At 71.5% G+C, this 19,525-nt stretch carries 17 protein-coding genes and 1 pseudogene; 7 read left to right on the forward strand and 11 right to left on the reverse strand.

Going from position 1 to position 19,525, the window contains the following annotated elements; translation table 11 throughout:
- Positions 1–106 precede the first annotated feature (106 nt).
- From Q4V64_RS49770 to Q4V64_RS49780, 3 genes are all read right to left on the reverse strand, one after another.
- Entirely contained in the window at positions 107–712 is a 606-nt protein-coding gene (locus Q4V64_RS49770; RefSeq protein WP_124444806.1) for a hypothetical protein, read from the reverse strand.
- A gap of 183 nt (positions 713–895) precedes the next feature.
- The gene (locus tag Q4V64_RS49775) at positions 896–1,723 is read right to left on the reverse strand and encodes an MOSC N-terminal beta barrel domain-containing protein (protein ID WP_124444807.1); all 828 of its coding nucleotides are present in this window, start codon (positions 1,721–1,723) and stop codon (positions 896–898) included.
- Positions 1,724–1,766: 43 nt separating this feature from the next.
- Positions 1,767–2,204, reverse strand: a complete 438-nt coding sequence (locus tag Q4V64_RS49780) for a DUF6643 family protein (protein ID WP_124444808.1) — start codon at positions 2,202–2,204, stop codon at positions 1,767–1,769.
- A 299-nt stretch (positions 2,205–2,503) separates the two neighbouring features.
- On the opposite strand from Q4V64_RS49780, the gene Q4V64_RS49785 reads away from it, so the two are divergent.
- The gene (locus tag Q4V64_RS49785; RefSeq protein ID WP_124444827.1) at positions 2,504–3,706 is read left to right on the forward strand and encodes a TerD family protein; all 1,203 of its coding nucleotides are present in this window, start codon (positions 2,504–2,506) and stop codon (positions 3,704–3,706) included.
- 4 nt (positions 3,707–3,710) lie between these two features.
- Here Q4V64_RS49785 and Q4V64_RS49790 read toward each other — a convergent pair whose 3' ends face one another.
- Complete coding sequence (locus Q4V64_RS49790; protein ID WP_172629549.1) at positions 3,711–4,889, reverse strand: glycosyltransferase; 1,179 nt, start codon at positions 4,887–4,889, stop codon at positions 3,711–3,713.
- Between the two features lie 57 nt (positions 4,890–4,946).
- Here Q4V64_RS49790 and Q4V64_RS49795 point away from each other — a divergent pair, with 57 nt between their 5' ends.
- Both Q4V64_RS49795 and Q4V64_RS49800 read left to right on the forward strand, forming a co-directional pair.
- On the forward strand, positions 4,947–5,732 hold the full coding sequence (locus Q4V64_RS49795) for an aspartate/glutamate racemase family protein (protein ID WP_124444810.1): 786 nt from the start codon (positions 4,947–4,949) through the stop codon (positions 5,730–5,732).
- Positions 5,733–5,894: 162 nt separating this feature from the next.
- Positions 5,895–6,431, forward strand: coding sequence for a hypothetical protein (locus Q4V64_RS49800; RefSeq protein WP_124444811.1), 537 nt, complete (start codon positions 5,895–5,897; stop codon positions 6,429–6,431).
- Between the two features lie 13 nt (positions 6,432–6,444).
- On the opposite strand, the gene Q4V64_RS49805 is transcribed toward Q4V64_RS49800, so the two are convergent.
- The gene (locus tag Q4V64_RS49805; RefSeq protein WP_124444812.1) at positions 6,445–7,512 is read right to left on the reverse strand and encodes an O-antigen ligase family protein; all 1,068 of its coding nucleotides are present in this window, start codon (positions 7,510–7,512) and stop codon (positions 6,445–6,447) included.
- A gap of 243 nt (positions 7,513–7,755) precedes the next feature.
- Between Q4V64_RS49805 and lnt the strand changes: the two genes are divergently transcribed.
- The 4 genes from lnt to Q4V64_RS49825 all read left to right on the forward strand — a co-directional run bounded on the left by lnt (position 7,756) and on the right by Q4V64_RS49825 (position 12,832).
- Positions 7,756–9,366 (forward strand): apolipoprotein N-acyltransferase, encoded by a 1,611-nt coding sequence (gene lnt, locus Q4V64_RS49810; protein WP_124444813.1) that lies wholly within the window; start codon positions 7,756–7,758, stop codon positions 9,364–9,366.
- Between the two features lie 69 nt (positions 9,367–9,435).
- On the forward strand, positions 9,436–9,915 hold the full coding sequence (locus Q4V64_RS49815) for an NUDIX domain-containing protein (protein ID WP_124444814.1): 480 nt from the start codon (positions 9,436–9,438) through the stop codon (positions 9,913–9,915).
- Positions 9,916–9,969: 54 nt separating this feature from the next.
- Positions 9,970–10,770, forward strand: coding sequence for a 3-hydroxybutyrate dehydrogenase (locus Q4V64_RS49820; protein WP_124444815.1), 801 nt, complete (start codon positions 9,970–9,972; stop codon positions 10,768–10,770).
- A 76-nt stretch (positions 10,771–10,846) separates the two neighbouring features.
- Positions 10,847–12,832, forward strand: a complete 1,986-nt coding sequence (locus Q4V64_RS49825) for a GAF domain-containing protein (RefSeq protein ID WP_124444816.1) — start codon at positions 10,847–10,849, stop codon at positions 12,830–12,832.
- A 41-nt stretch (positions 12,833–12,873) separates the two neighbouring features.
- Here the strand turns inward: Q4V64_RS49825 and Q4V64_RS49830 are convergent, their stop codons facing one another.
- From Q4V64_RS49830 to Q4V64_RS49855, 6 genes and pseudogenes are all read right to left on the reverse strand, one after another.
- Entirely contained in the window at positions 12,874–14,262 is a 1,389-nt protein-coding gene (locus tag Q4V64_RS49830) for an MFS transporter (protein WP_124444828.1), read from the reverse strand.
- A gap of 273 nt (positions 14,263–14,535) precedes the next feature.
- Positions 14,536–14,649, reverse strand: a pseudogene (locus tag Q4V64_RS49835) (IS630 family transposase); the annotation flags it as partial.
- An 867-nt stretch (positions 14,650–15,516) separates the two neighbouring features.
- Positions 15,517–16,653: an ABC transporter substrate-binding protein gene (locus Q4V64_RS49840; protein WP_124444818.1), complete on the reverse strand. Its 1,137-nt coding sequence runs from the start codon at positions 16,651–16,653 to the stop codon at positions 15,517–15,519.
- 69 nt (positions 16,654–16,722) lie between these two features.
- The gene (locus tag Q4V64_RS49845; protein ID WP_124444819.1) at positions 16,723–17,601 is read right to left on the reverse strand and encodes an ABC transporter permease subunit; all 879 of its coding nucleotides are present in this window, start codon (positions 17,599–17,601) and stop codon (positions 16,723–16,725) included.
- Between the two features lie 20 nt (positions 17,602–17,621).
- Positions 17,622–18,563, reverse strand: a complete 942-nt coding sequence (locus tag Q4V64_RS49850) for an ABC transporter ATP-binding protein (RefSeq protein WP_124444820.1) — start codon at positions 18,561–18,563, stop codon at positions 17,622–17,624.
- Positions 18,560–19,135: a flavin reductase family protein gene (locus Q4V64_RS49855; RefSeq protein ID WP_124444821.1), complete on the reverse strand. Its 576-nt coding sequence runs from the start codon at positions 19,133–19,135 to the stop codon at positions 18,560–18,562. Before Q4V64_RS49855 ends, Q4V64_RS49850 begins: the two co-directional genes overlap by 4 nt.
- Positions 19,136–19,525 lie beyond the last annotated feature (390 nt).

Below are 19,525 nucleotides of genomic sequence, written 5' to 3' on the forward strand. Positions count from 1 at the left end.
GGCGCGCCCCGACAGCTCGCTCGCGCGCGCGGGTTGATCCCGAAGAGTTCGGCCGGTCCACCGTAGCGTGCGCGCAGACGGTGGGTTGACCAGAGCCGGAAGGCTGTCAGCTGCCGGTGCCGGTCCTGCCCCAGTCCGGACCCGCCCGGTCCCAGGCCTGGTCCCAACGGGCGTACCGGCGGCGGACCATGCGCCACACCATCAGCCTTCTGCCGCCCTCGACGAGGCCCGCGGTCAGCAGGGCCGCGCCGAAGCCGGCCAGGACGGCATGGGTCGTCGCCGTGGCGGAGTCCAGCGGGCGGGCCACCATGCGCCCGTGCTCGTCCGTCCAGATCGTGAAGTGGTCGCCGGGGTGCGGTTTCTGAAGGCTCGCGATGACCGTGCCGTGGTGCGTGGTGCCGTCCGGTGCGGTCCAGTCGGCGAGCACCCGGCTGCGCAGGTTCCGGCCCGAGGTGGTCTCGGGGTCGGCGTCCAGCGGGGAGCGGTCCAGCTCTCGGACCACGGTGGCCGTCACCAGGTGACGGGACTCGCGCTGCTCCCGGACCGAGCGCTGCAGGGCGTCCTGGGCTGCGCCGCCGACGAGCGCGCCGATCACGGGACCGACGACCAGGATCAGCAGCAGGGCCACCAGGGCCACCCACGCCTCGACCAGATCGGTCCTGCGGCGCAACGGGTTGTGCCGCCAGCGCCAGAGTCCACCTATCGTTCGCACGGTCCCACCCCCTTCCCGCTCCGTGATAACTCCCGGCGGAGCCGTTCACGCGCGGGCCCGGTCGAAGAGAGAGCGAAATCACCTGTGACCGGGTCCTCTCATGAACTTCTCACGAAGCCCAACGCCCGGGGCCCCGGGACGGGTTCCCCGGGATCCCGACAGAAGCGGACCGTCCTGTTCGAGCTAGTCGAGGACGGTGACCGGATCACCGACCCGGATCGTGCCGGCGGACTGGGGCACCAGGTTCTGTCCGAAGACGAGCTTGCCGCCGATGCGGCGGTGCCGTCCGAGGGTGTGCAGGGGTTCCTTGCCGCGCTCGGCGGTGGCCTGGCCGGTCGTGGTGACCACGCACCGGCCGCACATCTTGGCGACCCGGAAGGTGACCTCGCCGATGGCCACGCGTGACCAGTCGTCCTCGGCCCAGGCGGCGGTGCCCGCCACGACCACGTTGGGCCGGAAGCGGTTCATGGGCAGGGGGCCCTCCTGCGCGTGACGGCCCTGGGCGATCAGGGAGTTCAGGGCGTCGAGCGAGGCCGCCGTGGTGAGCAGCAGCGGGTAGCCGTCGGCGAACGACACCGTCTCGCCCGGCAGCGCGAACTCCGGGTCGACAGGCCGCCGCGTGGCCGGGTCGTCCATGTGGACCAGGCGCGCGCCGAGCCCCAGATACTCGCTGCACCACGCGTGCGCGGCGTCGCCCTCGGCCGGAACGCCGTCGACCTTGTCGCGGAAGATGCCCACCGGCACGGTGGCGGCCGGCCGCGGAACGGGCACCGTCAAAGGGTCCATGCCGGGCGCGGACAGCCGGACACCGCCGCCGGGCAGAAGCTCGGCGGCGGCAAGAGCGAGGCGCGGGTGCTCGCGTTGTGTGACGACCTTTCCCCCGTCGTCGATCAGCACCCAGCGCCGGTCTCCGGCCAGCCCCCAGGGCTCCACGACGGCCTGCCGGGGCGCCAGGCCCCGGAACGCCTTGACCGGATGGACATGAATGGACTGCAGTCGCGGGTTCCCCATGCGGTCATCGTGCCAGGCGGCACCGACAGCCGTGGGGATGGAATCAGTACCCGCGGTACTGCTGGTTGTTGTAGGGCTCCTGGTACGGAGTCTGCTGGGGCCGGGGAGCCGCGGGGCGCATCGCCTCGTAGCCCGTGCCCATGCCGGGGCCCGCGGGCCGAGGCTGCTGCGGCTGCGCACCGGGGTAACCGCGCGGCGCGGCGGCCTGCTGCGGGATGTACGCCGCGGGCGCCTGCTGCAGCGGGGCGGGCTGCTGGGCCTGCGGATAGCCGTACGAGGGCTGGGACGGGCCCGCCGGCAGGGCGGGCAGTGCCGACGGCAGCGCGGGCAGGTGGCTGCCCGGCGTGTCGTACGCGGCGGGGACCCGGATCGGGGCGATCTGCGGGGTGCCCCGCTCGGCCACGAGCTTGTCGTAGATCGGAGTGTCCGGGAAGGAGGCGGAGTAGTAGCCGCCGCCATAAGTGGAGCGGGGGGAGGTCATGGCACATAAGTTAAGCCCACGATGTGCTGGTTGGGGAGACCGATAAGAGGGTTGTTTTCCGTGTCGGCCGTGACGTGGGATCCCCAATGCGAGCGAACTCGGCAAAAAGGGACGGCGCGCGGGGCGTTTCTCATGTAAAAGGCGAGTTCCTTGCGGGTTACCGGCGGTTGACCGTAGGTGTTCCTGTGCAGTTCATGGGACTTCCCCGACCCGGGGATTATGTTGAGAGTTCAGACAATCGGACGGGACTGCCGGGGTGCGGCCTGGCGTCGTGAGTGGTGATGGGGGCGGACATGCCAATGCCGAAAGGATCGAATGTTCCGGTGCCCACGACGGCGCTGCGCGTCGAATTGGGCCGGCGTTCGGGGCCGGGCGTGCCCGACGTGGACGCGTCGGCGCTGCTGCTGGTGGGCGGAAAGGTCCGTTCCGACGCCGACTTCGTCTTCTACAACCAGCCCGCGCACTCCTCCGGCGCGGTCCGGCACGAGGGCACACGGGACGAGGGCGGCAAGGTGACCGACACCCTCGTCGTCGACCTCGCGCGCGTGGAGTCCGCCGTAGAGACCGTCGTGCTCGCCGCCTCCGCGGACGGCGGCACGTTCGCGGCGGTGCCGGACCTCTACATCGAGGTCAGGGCCGCCGCCCAGGACACGGTGGTCGCCCGTTTCGACAGCGCGGGAGCCACCGTCGAAACCGCTTTCGTGCTCGGTGAGTTCTACCGTCGTCAGGGCGCCTGGAAGTTCCGAGCCGTGGGCCAGGGCTACGGCAGCGGGCTGGAGGGCCTCGCCACCGACTTCGGGATCACCGTGGACGAGCCGCAGCAGGCCGCACCCGCACCGGCGCCCTCGACACCCGCCGCGCCGGTCCGGCTGACCAAGGTGACACTGACCAAGGCGGCCCCGTCCGTCTCGCTGACCAAGCAGGGCGGCACATCGGGCGCACTGCGGGTGAACCTCAACTGGCAGATGCACAAGCAGTTCTCCGGGTGGGCGGGCAAGAAGGGCCGCTCGGTGGCCATGCACGCGGACCTCGACCTGGACCTGTGCGCCCTGTACGAACTCACCGACGGCAGCAAGGGAGTCGTCCAGTCCCTCGGCAACGCCTTCGGCGCCCTGCACCAGCCCCCGTACATCCACCTCGACGGCGACGACCGCACGGGCGCCGTCGAGAGCGGCGAGAACCTCACCGTCAACCTCGACCACCAGCAGGCCTTCCGGCGCATCCTCGTCTTCGTGACGATCTACGAGGGGGCGCGTTCCTTCGCCGACCTGCACGCCACGGTCACCCTCCGGCCGCAGTACGGCGCCCCGATCGACTTCTCTGTCGACGAGTGCACCGTCCCCTCGACAGTCTGCGCACTCGCCCTGATCACCAACACCGGCAGCGACCTGGTCGTCCAGCGCGAGGCCCGCTACCTGGTGCCGGAACGAGGCGTAAGCCCTCAGCGGACCGTGGACCACGCGTATGGGTGGGGCATGAACTGGACCCCCGGCCGGAAGTGACCCCTCAGGTCTCGTCCCCCACGACGGCGTCCGGGCGCGCGTAGGTACGGCCCTTCCAGGCCGCACCGCGTCCCCGGTAGTGCTGCACGGCGGAATCCACCGTCATGAGGAGGTACAGGAAAGCGGTGAACGGCAGCAGGGGAGCGAGCCACAGAGGCTGGCGGTAGTAGCGGAGCATCGGAACGTACGTCCCGGTCATCACCAGCCACGCGAGACCACCGACGACCGCGGCCGCCGTACTCCCCACGGCCACACCCACGAGCACGGCTACCGGCGGCACGAGGTAGACCAACGCGAGCCCGGCCACCGTCGCCGCCAGCAGCACAAGGTTGTGCCGCAACTGCGCGTACGCGCTGCGGGACACCATCCGCCACAGGTCGTGCAGGCGCGGATACGGACGCACGCTGTCCACCCGCTCCGCCAGCCCCAGCCAGATGTGGCCGCCCCCGCCCTTGACCGCCCGCGCGAGCGCCACGTCGTCGATGACGGCATGCCGGATCGCGTCCGGGATCCGCGCCCGCTCGGCAGCCTCCGCGCGCAGCAGCACGCAGCCGCCCGCCGCGGCCGCCGTGCGCGCCGTCCGCCTGCCGATCCGGCGGAACGGATAGAGCTGCGCGAAGAAGTACACGAAGGCGGGCACGACAAGCCGCTCCCACATGCTCTCCACCCGCAACCGGGCCATCTGGGAGACGACGTCGAAGCCCCCCGTGCGCGCCGCGGCGACCAACTGCCGCAGACTGTCCGGCGCGTGGGCGATGTCGGCGTCGGTCAACAGCAGGTACTCCGGGCCACGCGCGCGTGCCAGGCCGATGCCGTGGCGCACCGCCCAGAGCTTTCCCGTCCAGCCCGAGGGCGGCTCGCCGGGCGAGGAGACGGTCAGTGGCAGCCCGCCGTGACGCCGCGCCAGCTCCCGTGCGAGTTCCCCGGTGCCGTCCGAACTGCCGTCGTCGACGAGGAAGATCTCGGCCCGCCCCGGATAGTCCTGGGCGAGCAGCGACGGCAGGCTCGCCGGCAGCACCGCGGCCTCGTCGCGTGCCGGCACGACGACGCAGACGGCGGGCCAGTCGTCCGGTTCCCGCCGTGGCGGCAGTCCGACGTCCGTGCGCCAGAAGAAGCCCTGGCCGAGCAGCAGCCACAGCCAGGCGACGAGTGATCCGGCGGCAGTCCACACGATGGCGCTCACGCGCGCAGTCTGCCCCACCGGGCCCGTCTCCAAGGGCGCATCGTCTATCGTGACCGGGTGAAGATCGCGCTCATGGACTCCGGAATCGGTCTGCTGGCGGCCACCGCCGCGGTACGGCGTCTGCGGCCCGACGCTGATCTCGTGCTCTCCCTGGACCCCGACGGCATGCCCTGGGGCCCCAGGACCCCAGAGGACCTCACCCGGCGCGCCCTGGCCGTCGCCGAGGCCGCCGCCGCGCACCGGCCCGACGCCCTGATCATCGGCTGCAACACCGCCACCGTGCATGCCCTGCCCACCTTGCGCGCCCGCCTCGAGCCCGGCATCCCGGTCATCGGCACGGTCCCGGCGATCAAGCCGGCCGCGGCCGGTGGCGGGCCCGTCGCGATCTGGGCGACGCCCGCCACCACGGGCAGCCCCTACCAGCGCGGTCTCATCGAGGACTTCGCCGACGGCGTGGCGGTCACCGAGGTCCCCTGCTACGGCCTCGCCGAGGCGGTGGAGCACGCGGACGAGGCTGCCATCGAGGCCGCCGTCGCCGCGGCGGCGGCGCTGACCCCCGACGACGTGACGACCGTGGTCCTGGGCTGCACCCACTACGAACTCGTCTCCGACCGCATCCGCACCGCGGTGCAGCGCCCCGGCTTCCCGCCGCTCGTCCTGCACGGCTCGGCGGGCGCGGTCGCCGCCCAGGCGCTGCGCCGGCTCGGCGAGCAGCCCGCCCCCCGGGCCACGGCCGACGGGACCCTGACCGTGCTGCTGAGCGGACGTGAGGGCACCCTGCCCGAGCCCGCCCTGGCCTATGAGGAGGGCAGGCTCCTCCAGGCGGTCAGCCCCGCACGGTGAAGCCTCACGGTGGCCGACGGACACGCCCCGGGCCCCACAGCCCATCACCCACTTGGCGGATGCGGACAAAGCCGACGTCTCGCGTCCACCGGGCCTCGCCGTGGCGCAGTCACCCTCCGCGACGAGCTACCCGCGCAGCGAAACCTGAGTAATCTCATAGACATGAGGGACCACCCCCACGGCGAGAACGCCCACCACCCCGATGTCTGGACCGGTCGCGCCTCGAACCGGATTCAGTGGTTGCTGGCGCTCGTCGGCGCCGCCTGCCTGGCCCTCGGTATCGAGCTGGCCGTCGACTCGGCGTGGACGTCCGGCATCGCCCCGCTGGTGATGTCCGTGGTCGGCTGCATCGCGGCCGGGCTGCTCGTCCTCTTCGGCACCCTCGCGTTCGTGCACGTGGCCCTCAAGGTCGACAAGGAGTGCCTGGAAGTGCGCTGCGGCCACATGGGCCTGCCGCGCCGCCGCATCCCGCTGTCACACGTCGCCGACGTCGAGGTCGACCCGCACGTCACCCCGCGCCACTGGGGCGGCTGGGGCTACCGCTGGCGTCCCGAGAAGGGCACCGCGGTCGTCGTACGACGCGGCGAGGGCGTGGTGCTGAGCCTGTGGGACGGCCACACGTTCACCATCACCGTGGACGACGCGGAGGCGGCCGTACGCGTCATCCGGGCCCGGCTGCGGTCCGGCGCGGCGCGCTGAGGTCGCACCGAGATCACGGAGACAGGCGGTCACCACGAGGGCGTACGTCCGTCTCGTGCCGCGCCGGTTCCTCGGCGAGGGGATGTGCCGTGGCCAGCCCCGCGAGCAGCCCGGCGCCCACCGACACCGTCGTGAAGCTCAGCGCGTTGCCGACGCAGGCGATCGCCGCCAGTGCCGTCAGGGCCACGCCCGCGGTGAGGGCGACCGGCGTGGGACGCCGGGTACGCCACAGCGCGTACAGTACCCAGCCGAAGGCCGCCGCCAGCAGGGCCACGCCGACGACTCCCTGCTCGGCCGCCTGCTGCAGTAGCGCCGAGTGCGGCTTGCCGTCGGACACCAGGGTCTGTGCCGCCGTCGTGCTGTGCTCCCCGAAACGGCCGGGACCCACGCCCAGGACCGCCTCCCGGTGCGCCATGTGCAGCGCGTCGTGCCACAGCTCCACCCGGTGCTGGGTCAGCCGGCCCTCCAGGGACACGGCGAGCCCGTCCGGCACCGCGTTCCCGGCGACCGCCCAGGTCAGGGCGGTCACCAAGGCCGTGGCCACGGCCAGCCCGGCGAGGCCCGGGCCCCGGTGGCGTACCCGGCCCGCGGCGAGTGAGCACAGCAGCACCACGCCACAGGTGACGAAACCGCCGACCGAGCCGAGGGCGGCCGCGGTCACCGCGATCCCGGCGGCCAACGCACGCAGGGCGAGCCGCAGGGCCGGGGCCTCGGCGCACCAGGCGGCGCAGCACGCGGCACCCGCGGACAGGGTCAGCAGGGCGGCGGTGGCGCCGGCGTGTCCGAGCGGCGCGACGATCTCGGGCCCGGGCGCGAGACGTGGCATGGCCAGCGTCATGCCGAGTCCGGCCAGGGCGCCGGCGCAGGCCGTGGCGACCGGGAGGAGCGCTCCGCAGATCCGCCCCGCGGCATAGCCGGCGGCCACGGCCAGCACCGCGAGCAGCACGCCCTCGGGGCGGCCGCCGTGCGCACCCGCCGTGATCAGGGACCACGTGGCGCAGGCCCCGAGGATTACGACGCCCGCCGCATCAGAAACGTTTCGTCTGTCGCCGTCCTCCTCCGGACCGGCCACAGATGTCATCCCCGTGGAACCCACCCCGCCCCCCGAACCGGTCGCCCCCGACCTGTGACGGTCCCGGCCGTCGCGGGCGTTACCGGCCCGTACGACAAAGACTCCGGCACACCGTAACGGCTGATGGCCGGTTTGTGGACGAGTTGGACCGAGTTGCGCAGGAACGTTGTTGCAGACCGTCGAAGCAAGCGCCGACCCGGCCCGGGCGGACCGCGCTGTCGGCGCCAAGGTCAACCGCCGTACACTCCCACAGTGACCGTCACCGCAACCTCCGTGGGCGAGTCGGACCGGATACGGCCCGAGTCCGCGCCCGCATCGCGCGGGTCGTGGCTCCTGCGCCTCGTCCCGGCCGCCGCCGCGGCGCTCTCCGGAGTGCTGCTCTACGTCAGTTTCCCGCCGCGCACCCTGTGGTGGCTGGCCCTGCCGGCCTTCGCCGTCTTCGGCTGGGTGCTGCGCGGCCGCGGCTGGAAGGCGGGCCTCGGCCTCGGCTATCTCTTCGGCCTCGGCTTCCTGCTGCCGCTGCTGGTGTGGACCGGCGTGGAGGTCGGCCCCGGGCCCTGGCTGGCGCTGGTCGCGATCGAGGCGATCTTCGTGGCGCTGGTCGGCGCGGGCGTCGCCGCGGTGTCGAAGCTGCCCGGCTCGCCGGTGTGGGCGGCCGCGCTGTGGATCGCCGGAGAGGCGGCACGCGCGCGCATGCCCTTCCAGGGCTTCCCCTGGGGCAAGATCGCGTTCGGCCAGGCGGACGGCGTCTTCCTGCCGCTCGCCGCGGTGGGCGGCACCCCGGTCCTCGGCTTCGCGGTCGTCCTGTGCGGCTTCGGCCTGTACGAGGTCGTACGCCTGGCCGTGCGGATGCGCCGCACGGGTGCTGTGCGACGATCGGCCGCGGCCGTCGCCCTGCTGAGCGTGGCGGTGCCGGTGGTGGGCGCGGTGGCCGCCCGGCCGCTGGTCAGCGACAAGGCCGAGGACGGCACCGTGACCGTCGGGGTCATCCAGGGCAACGTGCCCCGTGCCGGGCTGGAGTTCAACGCCCAGCGCCGGGCCGTCCTCGACTACCACGCGCGCGAGACCGAGCGGCTGGCCGCCGAGGTCAAGGCGGGCAAGGTCGCCGAACCCGACTTCGTGCTCTGGCCGGAGAACTCCTCCGACATCGACCCGTTCGCCAACGCCGACGCACGCGCCGTCATCGACCAGGCCGCCAAGGCGATCGGGGTGCCGATCTCCGTCGGCGGTGTCGTGGAGCGCGACGGCAAGCTCTTCAACGAGCAGATCCTGTGGGACCCGGTCAAGGGCCCCGTCGACACCTACGACAAGCGGCAGATCCAGCCGTTCGGCGAGTACCTCCCGCTGCGCTCGCTCATCGGCGCGATCAACAGCAACTGGACTTCCATGGTCCGCCAGGACTTCAGCCGGGGCAGCGAGCCGGGCGTCTTCGACATGGACGGCGCCAAGGTCGGTCTCGTCACCTGTTATGAGGCCGCCTTCGACTGGGCCGTGCGTTCCGAGGTCACCGACGGCGCCCAGATGATCTCCGTGCCCAGCAACAACGCGACCTTCGACCGCAGCGAGATGACCTACCAGCAGCTCGCCATGTCCCGCGTCCGTGCCGTCGAGCACAGCAGGACCGTCACCGTCCCGGTGACCAGCGGCGTCAGCGCGATCATCATGCCGGACGGCAGGATCACGCAGAAGACCGGCATGTTCGTCGCCGACTCGCTGGTGCAGAAGGTGCCCCTGCGCTCCTCGCAGACGCCCGCCACACAGATGGGCATCCTGCCGGAGATCGCCCTCGTGCTGGTCGCCGCGGGAGGGCTCGGCTGGGCCATCGGCGCCGGTGGGCGCGGGCGACGCGCCGGTGACGTGTAGCCGTACGCCCGTCGCACGCCCTCTGAAGTGCGCCGGAGCGACGGATCCCGCCCGTTAGGGTCGGGGCCCATGGCTACTCCTGATTTCATCCGTACCATCCGGGCATCCGTGGGACACGAGTTGCTGTGGCTGCCGGGAGTCAGCGCCGTCGTCCTCGACGACGAGGGCAGAGTGCTGCTCAACCGCCGCACCGACACCCGCAAGTGGTCGCTGATCGGCGGCATTCCGGAGCCGGGGGAGCAGCCGGCGGCCTGCGCCGTGCGGGAGGTGCAGGAGGAGACGGGCGTGCACTGCGTGGTGGAGCGGGTCCTCATCGTGCAGGCACTGAACCCCGTGACGTACGACAACGGCGATGTCTGCCAGTACATGGACATCTCGTTCCGCTGCCGGGCCGTCGGCGGCGAGGCCCGGGTCAACGACGACGAGTCGCTGGACGTGGGCTGGTTCGCCGTGGACGCTCTGCCGGAGCTGAACGAGTTCGGGGTCTTCCGGATCAAGCAGGCCCTGTCGGACACACCCACATGGTTCGAGCCCATGAGTTCCCAGTGAAGTATGGGTGGTGACCACATGGAGTGGGAGGCGGGCGCTGTCTAAGGTCGGGGCATGACCGCTCGCAGTGCCCTCCCTGCTCCCTCCGCCATGACGCTCGACCTCGAGGGCCGTACCGCCCTCGTCACCGGCGCCGCCGGCGGCATCGGCCGCGCCTGCGCGCTGCGGCTCGCGGCCGCCGGGGCCAAGGTGAGAGCGATCGACCGGGACGCCGCCGGTCTGGAGGCGCTGGCCGAGCAGGCACGGGACCTGGCGGGCAGCCTCGAGCCGCACGTCCTCGACCTCACCGACCTGGACGCCGCCGAACTCGCCGCCGCGGGAACCGACGTCCTGGTCAACAACGCCGGGCTGCAGCTGGTGCGCCCCCTCGAGGAGTTCCCGCCCGACGTCTTCCACACCGTGCTCACCGTGATGCTGGAGGCGCCCTTCCGGCTCATCCGCGGCGCCCTGCCCCACATGTACGGGCAGGGATGGGGCCGCATCGTGAACGTGTCCTCCGTCCACGGGCTGCGGGCCTCGGCGTACAAGTCGGCCTATGTGGCGGCCAAACACGGACTGGAAGGGCTGTCCAAGACGGCCGCGCTCGAAGGCGCGCCCCACGGTGTCACCTCCAACTGTGTGAACCCCGCCTATGTGCGCACCCCCCTGGTCGAGCAGCAGCTCGCCGACCAGGCACGGACGCACGGCATCCCCGAGGAGCGCGTGCTGACCGACGTGCTGCTCCAGGACAGCGCCGTCAAGCGGCTGATCGAACCGGAGGAGGTCGCCGAGGCCATGGCGTACCTGTGCAGCCCGCAGGCATCCTTCGTGACCGGGACCTCGCTCGTCCTCGACGGCGGCTGGACCGCGCATTGAGCGGGGCCGCGCCGGTGTGCCGCGGAGTTTTCCACAGGGCTGACGGCGCGGCCGGGCCATGGGCAATCCTGTGAGCATGTCCCACGATCACGTGCAGTCCGCCGAGCGTTCCGCAGCTGGAGCTGGAGCTGGAGCTGGAGCTGGAGCTGGAGCTGGAGCTGGAGCGCCGGCGGTCGGCGGTGCCGAGGCGCCGTTCCTGGAGTTGCTGGCCCGAGGTGCGTCCGCCGACGCCTATGAGCAGCCGGTGCTGCTGGCCCGCGCCGAAGGGCGGTCGGCCGAGTGGATCGCCGCGCTCGAACGGGCCAAGCCGCTCGCCCTGCGCGTGCGCTCGGAGCTGGAGGGCCGGCGCCGGCGGGAGGCCGAGCTTTCCGCGCTCTTCGAGACCGCCCACGACCTGGCCGGTCTGCGCGACCTGGACGCGGTCCTGCGGGCGATCGTGCAGCGCGCCCGGTCGCTGCTCGGCACGGACGTGGCCTACCTCAGCCTGAACGACCCGGGCAGGGGCGACACCTACATGCGGGTCACCGAGGGCTCGGTCGCGGCCCGCTTCCAGCAGCTGCGGATCGGGATGGGGGAGGGGCTGGGCGGCCTCGTCGCCCAGACGGCCCGCCCGTACGTCACCGACGACTATTTCAAGGACGACCGTTTCCAGCACACGGTCACGATCGACGCGGGCGTCCGGGACGAGGGACTGGTCGCCATCCTCGGCGTCCCGTTGATGCTGGGGCACCATGTCATCGGCGTCCTGTTCGCCGCGGACCGGCGCGCCCGCGTCTTCGACCGGGAGCAGATCGCGCTGCTGGGCTCCTTCGCCGCGCTGGCCGCGGCCGCGATCGACACCGCGAACCTGCTCACCGAGACCCGCTCGGCCCTCGCCGGCCTGGAGCGGGCCAACGAGATCATCCGGGACCGCAGCGGGGTCATCGAGCGTGCCTCGGACGTCCACGACCGGCTCGCCGAACTCGTCCTGCGCGGCGGCGGTGTCCACGACGTGGCCGCCGCGGTCTCCGAAGTCCTCGACGGCACGGTCGAGTTCACCGAGGCCCTCGCCGCACCGGCCCGGGCCCTGGAGGCCTCCCACGCCGAAGGGCACGCCGTGCGACACGAGAACGACTGGATCGCCGCCGTCTCCGCCGGCGGCGAGCTCCTCGGCGCGCTCGTGCTGCGCGGTCATCCGGGCCTCGACCCCGTCGACCAGCGCACTCTGGAGCGCGCCGCCATGGTCACCTCACTGCTGCTGCTCGCCAGACGCTCGGCCGCCGAGGCCGAACAGCGCGTGCGCGGCGAGCTCCTCGACGACCTGCTCGACGCCCGGGACCGTGACCCACGCCTGCTGCGAGAGCGCGCCGCCCGGCTGCGCGCCGACCTCGACGCCGCCCATGTCGTGCTCGCCGCCCGCCTGGACGCTCCAGCGGCCGACGCCGACCAGGAGGCGGACGCCCGGCGGCGCCTGTGGTCCGCCGCGTCGCACCTCGCCGCCACCCGGCACGGACTGGCCGCCGCACGCGACGGCGGCACCGTCCTGCTGCTGCCCCTGGAGCCCGGCGACAGTACGACGGAGCTGGCCCGGCGCACCGCCCGGCACCTCGGCACCGCCGTGCACGAAGCGGTCACCGTCGGCGCCTCCGCCCCTGTCGAGGACCTCGCCGCCCACCCGGACGCCGTGGCGGCCGCCTACGCGGAGGGCAGACGCTGCCTCGACGCCCTGCGCCTGCTCGGCCGCACCGGCGACGGGGCCGCCGCCGAGGACTTCGGCTTCCTCGGCCTGCTGCTCGCCGGGGACCGGGACATCGACGGGTTCGTGGATCGCACGATCGGCCCGGTCGTCGCCTACGACGACCGGCGCGGCACCGACCTGGTGCGCACTCTCGACGCCTACTTCGACTGCGGAATGAGCCCCGCCCGCACCAAGGACGAGCTGCACGTCCACGTGAACACGGTCGCCCAGCGCCTGGAGCGGGTGGGCCGTCTCCTCGGCGACGACTGGCAGAGCCCTGCCCGCGCCCTGGAGATCCAACTCGCCCTGCGGCTGCACCGGTTGTCGGTGCGGGGACGGGACTGACCCCGTACACACGGGCGTACGGGGTCCGTCTCCGAGGGGGATCAGACGGTGTGTGCGTCCACCGCACGGGCCGTGGCGGGCGCCGCGTCGGTGGAGGAGGGCTCGATCTCGGTCAGATCCCGGTGACGGGTCTCCTTGGCCGCTGCCACGGCGATGACGGTCAGGAGGGCCGCGGCGACGACGTACAGGGCGATCGGGGTCGAGCTGTCGTATTCGGCCAGCAGCGCGGTGGCGATGAGCGGCGCCGGTGCGCCCGCCGCGACCGAGGCGAACTGGGCGCCGATGGAGGCGCCGGAGTAGCGCATCCGGGTCGCGAACATCTCGGAGAAGAAGGCGGCCTGGGGCGCGTACATCGCGCCGTGCAGGACCAGACCGACGGTCACGGCGAGGATCAGGGGGCCGAAACCGCCGGTGTCGATGAGCGAGAAGAACGGGAACATCCACAGACCGACCCCGACCGCGCCCAGCAGGTACACGGGACGGCGGCCGATCCGGTCCGACAGCGCGCCCCAGGCGGGGATGACCGCGAAGTGCACCGCCGAGGCGATCAGCACCGCGTTGAGCGCGGTCTGCTTGGAGACGCCGGCCGAGGTGGTGGCGTAGACGAGGATGAACGCGGTGATGACGTAGTAGCTGATGTTCTCCGCCATGCGGGCGCCCATGGCCACCAGGACGTCGCGCCAGTGGTGCTTCAGCACGGAGACGAGCGGCAGTTTCTCGACGTAGGCGTCCGGGGCGGCCTTGCGCGCCTCAGCCTGCGCCAACGCCTGTTTGAAGACAGGCGATTCATCGACAGACAGACGAATCCACAAACCGACGATCACCAGCACACCGGAGAGCAGGAAGGGGATCCGCCAGCCCCAGCTGCCGAACGCGCTGTCCGAGAGCACGGCGGTCAGCAGGGACAGTACGCCGGTCGCGAGGAGTTGCCCGGCGGGCGCCCCGGTCTGCGGCCACGAGGCCCAGAACCCGCGCCGCCGCGCGTCCCCGTGCTCGGACACCAGCAGCACGGCCCCGCCCCACTCGCCACCGAGCGCGAAACCCTGCACCAGGCGGAGCACGGTCAGCAGCACGGGAGCGGCGGTTCCGACGGTCGCGTGCGTGGGCAGCAGTCCGATCGCGAAGGTCGCGCCGCCCATCAGCAGCAGGCTCAGCACCAGCAACTTCTTGCGCCCCAGCCGGTCGCCGTAGTGCCCGAAGACGAGGGCGCCCAGTGGACGGGCCGCGAATCCGACGGCGTAGGTCAGGAACGACAGCAGCGTGCCGACGAGCGGGTCGGAGTCCGGGAAGAACAGCTTGTTGAAGACGAGAGCGGCGGCGGAACCGTACAGGAAGAAGTCGTACCACTCGATGGTGGTGCCGATGAGGCTGGCGGCGACGATGCGTTTGAGGTTGGCGGGGGGTGGGGGAGCGGTTGCGGGGGACGACATCGGCACCACTTCCAGGCGGTTGGCGGGGACGTTTCGTGTCGCCATACCGTAGGAATCCGCAGGTCAGTGGCACATGTGGTGGGACACCATAGTTCTGGGTGCGGAGGTGCATGCGGCCACCATGAGGGCGTGGACGGAGCGGCTACGAAAGCCACCTTTGGTGGTTGGGTGCTGGCTACGCTGGAGGTCTCGCTGCGGGCAGTGGGCCGGACGCGGTAGCTGTGGGTGGCACAACTCGCGGGCGACCGCGACGATCGGCGGTACCTCCACACCCGCGCACGCCAGCACGATCCGCGCGCGCAGGGCCAGCGCCTGGGCCGACGATGCCCGCCGCGTCCACCGCTCCAACACCGCCCGCTCGTCATCAGACAGCAGCAACGGTTCCAGCTTCGGGCCCCGACGAGGAACTGACGCACCAGCAACAGAAGTCACACAACTACCAAGGATCAACCATTGGCAGGAACTAGTGCCGCGACAGGCAACGTTTGCCCTTCAAGGAGCGGCGTCCGGTGCGTGCTCTGGGGGTCCCCCCTCTGGGGGAGTGCCGGCCGGAAGCCCTCGTACTGGACGTACTTGGGCTTCCGGCCGGTGCGGCGAGTGGGGGCACCTCCCACGCCTTTAGGGCAGTGGGGGAGCGTGCCGGGCGTCGCGACGGGGCGAACGTTGCCTGTCGCGGCACTAGGTGGATCTTGGTGGTCAGTCCGCCCGGCAGCGTCCGAGCCTGTGGTCGGACGGCTCGACGAAGAGGCCGCCGGGCGGCTCTTGTTGCAGTTCCCACCTTTTTGCCGCCCCGGCAGCATGCTGGTGCGCCGGCAGACGGTGAAGCCGACGTTCACGTCCCAGGTGATCAGGCCCTTCGCATCGGCCTGGGGCTGGAGTTGGGTGACGGTCATCGCCCAGATGCCATCGCGCTGCCGGCGCCGGAACACTGCCGTCTATCAGCTGCCGCCGAGGCCGCACTGGCGGACGGCCGCTCTTGATGCCCCTCGGCAGCAACGGCTCCAGCCGGGCCCACTGGCTGTTCGTCAGATCACCGCACCCCACAAGGCGTGATCATCCTTAACCAAGATCCACTTGCACCACCGCCCCTAGGCCCCCACCGTCGGCATCACCGCTTCCCCGGTCGTGTCGGGACGGCGACGCCGCGGCCTGGCCGCCCACGCAGGCCGCAACCAGGATGCAGTCCTGATACCTGCCCGTCCTTGTTGGCTCGGTAATCCTGGTGCGCGGAGGCCGCGCTCCAGTTGCCCGTGGTTATCCGGCCGGCCAGATCAGTTTCGTGCCGTTGTAAATGGCCTTCAGGTAGCTGGGGTCGAAGGCGCTCTCGACGTCGGGCAGTTTCTTCAGGTCACCGGAGGCTATGAGGGTCTTGCCCTCGGCCGTCACACTGTCGGTGTCGATGTAGCCGGCCGGCCGGTCCTTGGGCGTCGACTTGTCGGCCAGGCCGGATTCGATCTTCCAGATGGCTTCGTTCTGCTTCACGTCGTAGCTGGATCCGGCGGCCTTGGCCGCGTACCCGACGCATTCGGCGCCGTGCTTCTCGCAGTACGCCTGGGCCCGGAGGGTCGCCCGCAGGAAGTCCTCCACGGCATGCGGGTGCTTTTCGGCGAAGCCGGGATTCACGATGGTTGTGCCGAAGGAACCGGGAACACCGTAGTCCTCCGGGTTCCACTCTTTGATGTGGGCGCCCATCGCCTTGAGCTGCAGTGGCTCGTTGGACTTGTACGCGGCCAGCGCCTGCACCTGGCCCCGGGGCAGCACGCTGGGGTCGAACCCGACCTCCACCTGACGGACGGAACCGATCTTCACACCGGCCTTCACCAGCATCGCCCGCAGCGCGGGTCCCAGGGCGCCATGGTGGCCCAGGGTCTTGCCGTCGAGCTGCTTGAGGCTGGTGATCTTGGACATGGTGATCAACGTGGCGATCGGCAGGTGGCCCGGGGTCATGACGGCCTTGACGTCTATGCCACCGGCGACGGACTGGAGTACCGCGGCATCGTTGCCCAGGGAAGCGAACTGGGCGGTGTTCGCGGCGACCAGCTGGGAGTTGCTCCCGGTGTTGCCACCGCCCGGCTTGATGCGCACGTTCAGGCAGAGGTCGGAGTAGTAGCCCATGGCGTCGGCGGCGATGTTGGCGAGGATGCCGACCGATGCCTGGTACTGGTAGCCGGTGAGGTACGTGATCGGTCCGGCGGCCTGGTTCTCCTTGCAGCGCTCCGCCGGCACGCCCGGGGCCGCCGACTTGGCCGCCGACGCCGACGAGGACTGGTCACCTTGCGCGTCGGCGCAGCCGGCGAGCGTCGCGGTGAGGGTGAGAGCGGTCGCGAGCAGGGCTGTCCGGCGGGCGGTGCGGCGGGCGGTGCGGAGGCGTTGGACAGGATTGTGGGACACGGGGGGACTCCGTTCGGGGACTGTGCCTGGTGATGCGGGTCAAGGGTCCGGCAGCGGGCGCACGGTGTGTCAGGAGTTGCTGCCCTGCTGGGATTCGTGCCAGAAGAGCAGCCGGCGTTCGGCGGCGTTGATGACGATCAGCGTGATCACGCCGATCAGCGCCAGGCAGCCGACGGCCCCGTACATCTGCGGCAGCTGGGAGTTGGCCGCGCTGTTCTTGATCATGGTGCCGAGGCCCGTGGACGACCCTGCGGCGACGAACTCGGCGACCACGGCTCCGACCAGGGACAGCGGCAGCACCACCCGCAGGGCGGCCAGGGTGTAGGGCACGGCGGTCGGGATCCGAAGCCGGACGAGCACCTCGAACCGAGATGCGTGCAGCGTGGTGAAGACGTGCAAGGTGGGCAACTGCACCGACCGCAGTCCGGCGCTCACGTTGGCCAGCACCGGGAAGAAGGTGATGATCGCCGTGACGATCACCTTCGGCATGAGGCCGAAGCCGAAGGCCACCACCAGGCCCGGCGCCAGAGCGACCACCGGGGTGACCTGGAGAACGGTCGCCAGCGGCATGATCGCCCGGCGCAGCACCGGGATTTCGGATGTGATCACCGCGACGGCGTACGCCGCGACGAAGCCGAGCAGCAGCCCGAGCAGGGCGACCTTCAACGTCGCCCCGGCATTGGACACGAACAGTTCGGGGTCGCCGACCAGAGCCTCGCCGACGGCGGGCAGGCGCGGCAGCACGTACGGGTTGCCGGCGGCGATGAGCGTCCACAGGCCGCCGGCCACGGCCAGCGCGGCCACGGTGGGCAGCCAGATCCCGGGCCGGACCCAGGCGGGCCACGGCCGCCGGACCGGTCGGGCCCGTCCCGCGGCGGGTGCGGGCGGGGCCGCGCCGGGGGCCTGAGGGACGGGAGCGCCGCCCTCGGTGCTCAGCTCAACGGACATGGGGACGCCTTTCCGGGCGGTCACGAGGGAACCAGGTCGGTGGGCGGCGTGCTGGCCAGCCACGCGTCGTGCAGGGAGGTCCGGACCCGGTCCTCGAGCGCGTGCGTCGCCGGGCCGGCCAGCAGCTCCGCCGTGCGGGGGCGCGGGAGACCGACGTCGATGATCTGGTGGATCCGGCCGGGCCGGGCGGACATCACCACGATCGTGTCCGACAGCGTGACCGCCTCCGCCACGGAGTGGGTGACGAAGACGACCGTGGTGCGCATCCGCTGCCAGAGGTCGAGCAGGTGCAGGCGCATCGCCTCGCGCGTGAACTCGTCCAGCGCGGAGAAGGGCTCGTCCATGAGCAGAAGGTCCGGCCGCAGACCGAAGGCGCGGGCGATGGCCACCCGCTGCTGCATGCCCCCGGACAGCTCGCCGGGGTACTTGCCGGCGGCGTCGGTGAGGCCGACCAGCTCCAGCAGTTGGTCCGGATCGGCCGTGAGTGGCGGTCCCGAGTTCGGTGCAGAGGCTCCGTCCACGCCGCCCCGCCGTGCGCGGAGCCGGCCCGCCGACTTGTTGATCTTGGCTGGCAGGGCGACGTTCTTGCGTACCGTCAGCCAGGGCAGCAGGGCGGGGGTCTGGGGCACCAGTCCGATCGTCTTCTGCGCGCACGCCTGTTCCGGCGTTGCCCCGAAAAGCGTCAGGTTGCCGCTGTCGTACTCGTCGATTCCGGCGAAGGTACGCAGCAGGGTGGACTTCCCGCAGCCGCTCGGGCCGATCAGGCTGATGAACGTCCCGCGCGGTACGACGAGGTCGATGTCGTGCAGTACCGGCACGGTCGCGCCCGGATAGGTCTTGGTCAGTCCCCGGACGACGATGTGATCGGAGTCCGTGAGCGTGTCGGCTGCCGGACGCTCGGCCGAGGTCTTCGACGGGGCCGGGGAGGGCCGTAGGGGGGCGAGGTCGTCCGGAGTGGTCATGACGGGTCCTTTCCGGCCGGCTGGGGTGTGGATGGCTCCACCGGGTTCAGCGTGTGGAATCGGCGTCCCTGATAGGTGAGCGGCTCCCGTTCGCCGACCACCACGCCGGCCACCTCGATCAGGATGATCGTGTGGTCACCGGCGGTGAGGCGCTGGTGAACGGCGCCCTCGAAGGACACGGTGGCGCCGTCGAGCAGCGGTTGACCGAGCTTGCCCAGGCCGAAGGGCGCCGCGGCGAACCTGCCCGGGCCGCTCGTCGCGCCGGCGCCGAACGCGTTCGCCACCGGGCGCTGGTCGGCCGCCAGGACGTTGACGGCCACCGACTCCGCCTGGCTGAAGGCCGGGTGGACGTCGGCGGTGTCGGCCAGACAGACCGAGATCAGCGGCGGGTCCATCGACACGCTGGTCACCGTGTTGGCGGTGAAGCCGTACCGAATCCCGTCCACTTCGGTGGTGACCACGCAGACCGACGTGACCATGGAGGACAGCCCGTCGCGGTACGTGTGCGGGTCGTCGCCCGGGCTGGTGACCGGCCTGGGCGTGACGGCGTGATCCATCGCGGGGTCGGGCATGTCAGACCACCGCCGTCTCGCCGGCGACGATCTGGAGCGGTCGTTGCGCCGCCGGGTTCGGCAGGGAACCCAGGCCGGAGGCCGACGAGGAAAAAGCGGTATTTATCATGGATCACCTTTTGTGTCGGGATGGCCAGACGCTAGGAACGTCCCGTTGCTGTGGTGTTTCGCGTGAGGGTCCGTGCGGTAACTGTCTCGCATGTCAACATGGCATCTCGCGAATGCCGGAGGAGGGAAGGGCCCGGACGGACGTCGGCGACCTCGTTCCTCATCGGCTGTGCCGGCCTCGTCGATGGGTTCGTGGTGGTCGCGCCTTCGGGCCAGGTCCGACGGTTCCCCTGCCGTGCGCCCCGGCCATCGCACGGTCCAACGTCGAACGTCCGTCCACCA

Origin of the sequence: Streptomyces sp. NL15-2K (assembly GCF_030551255.1) — a bacterium.
In the GTDB taxonomy this organism is placed as follows: domain Bacteria; phylum Actinomycetota; class Actinomycetes; order Streptomycetales; family Streptomycetaceae; genus Streptomyces.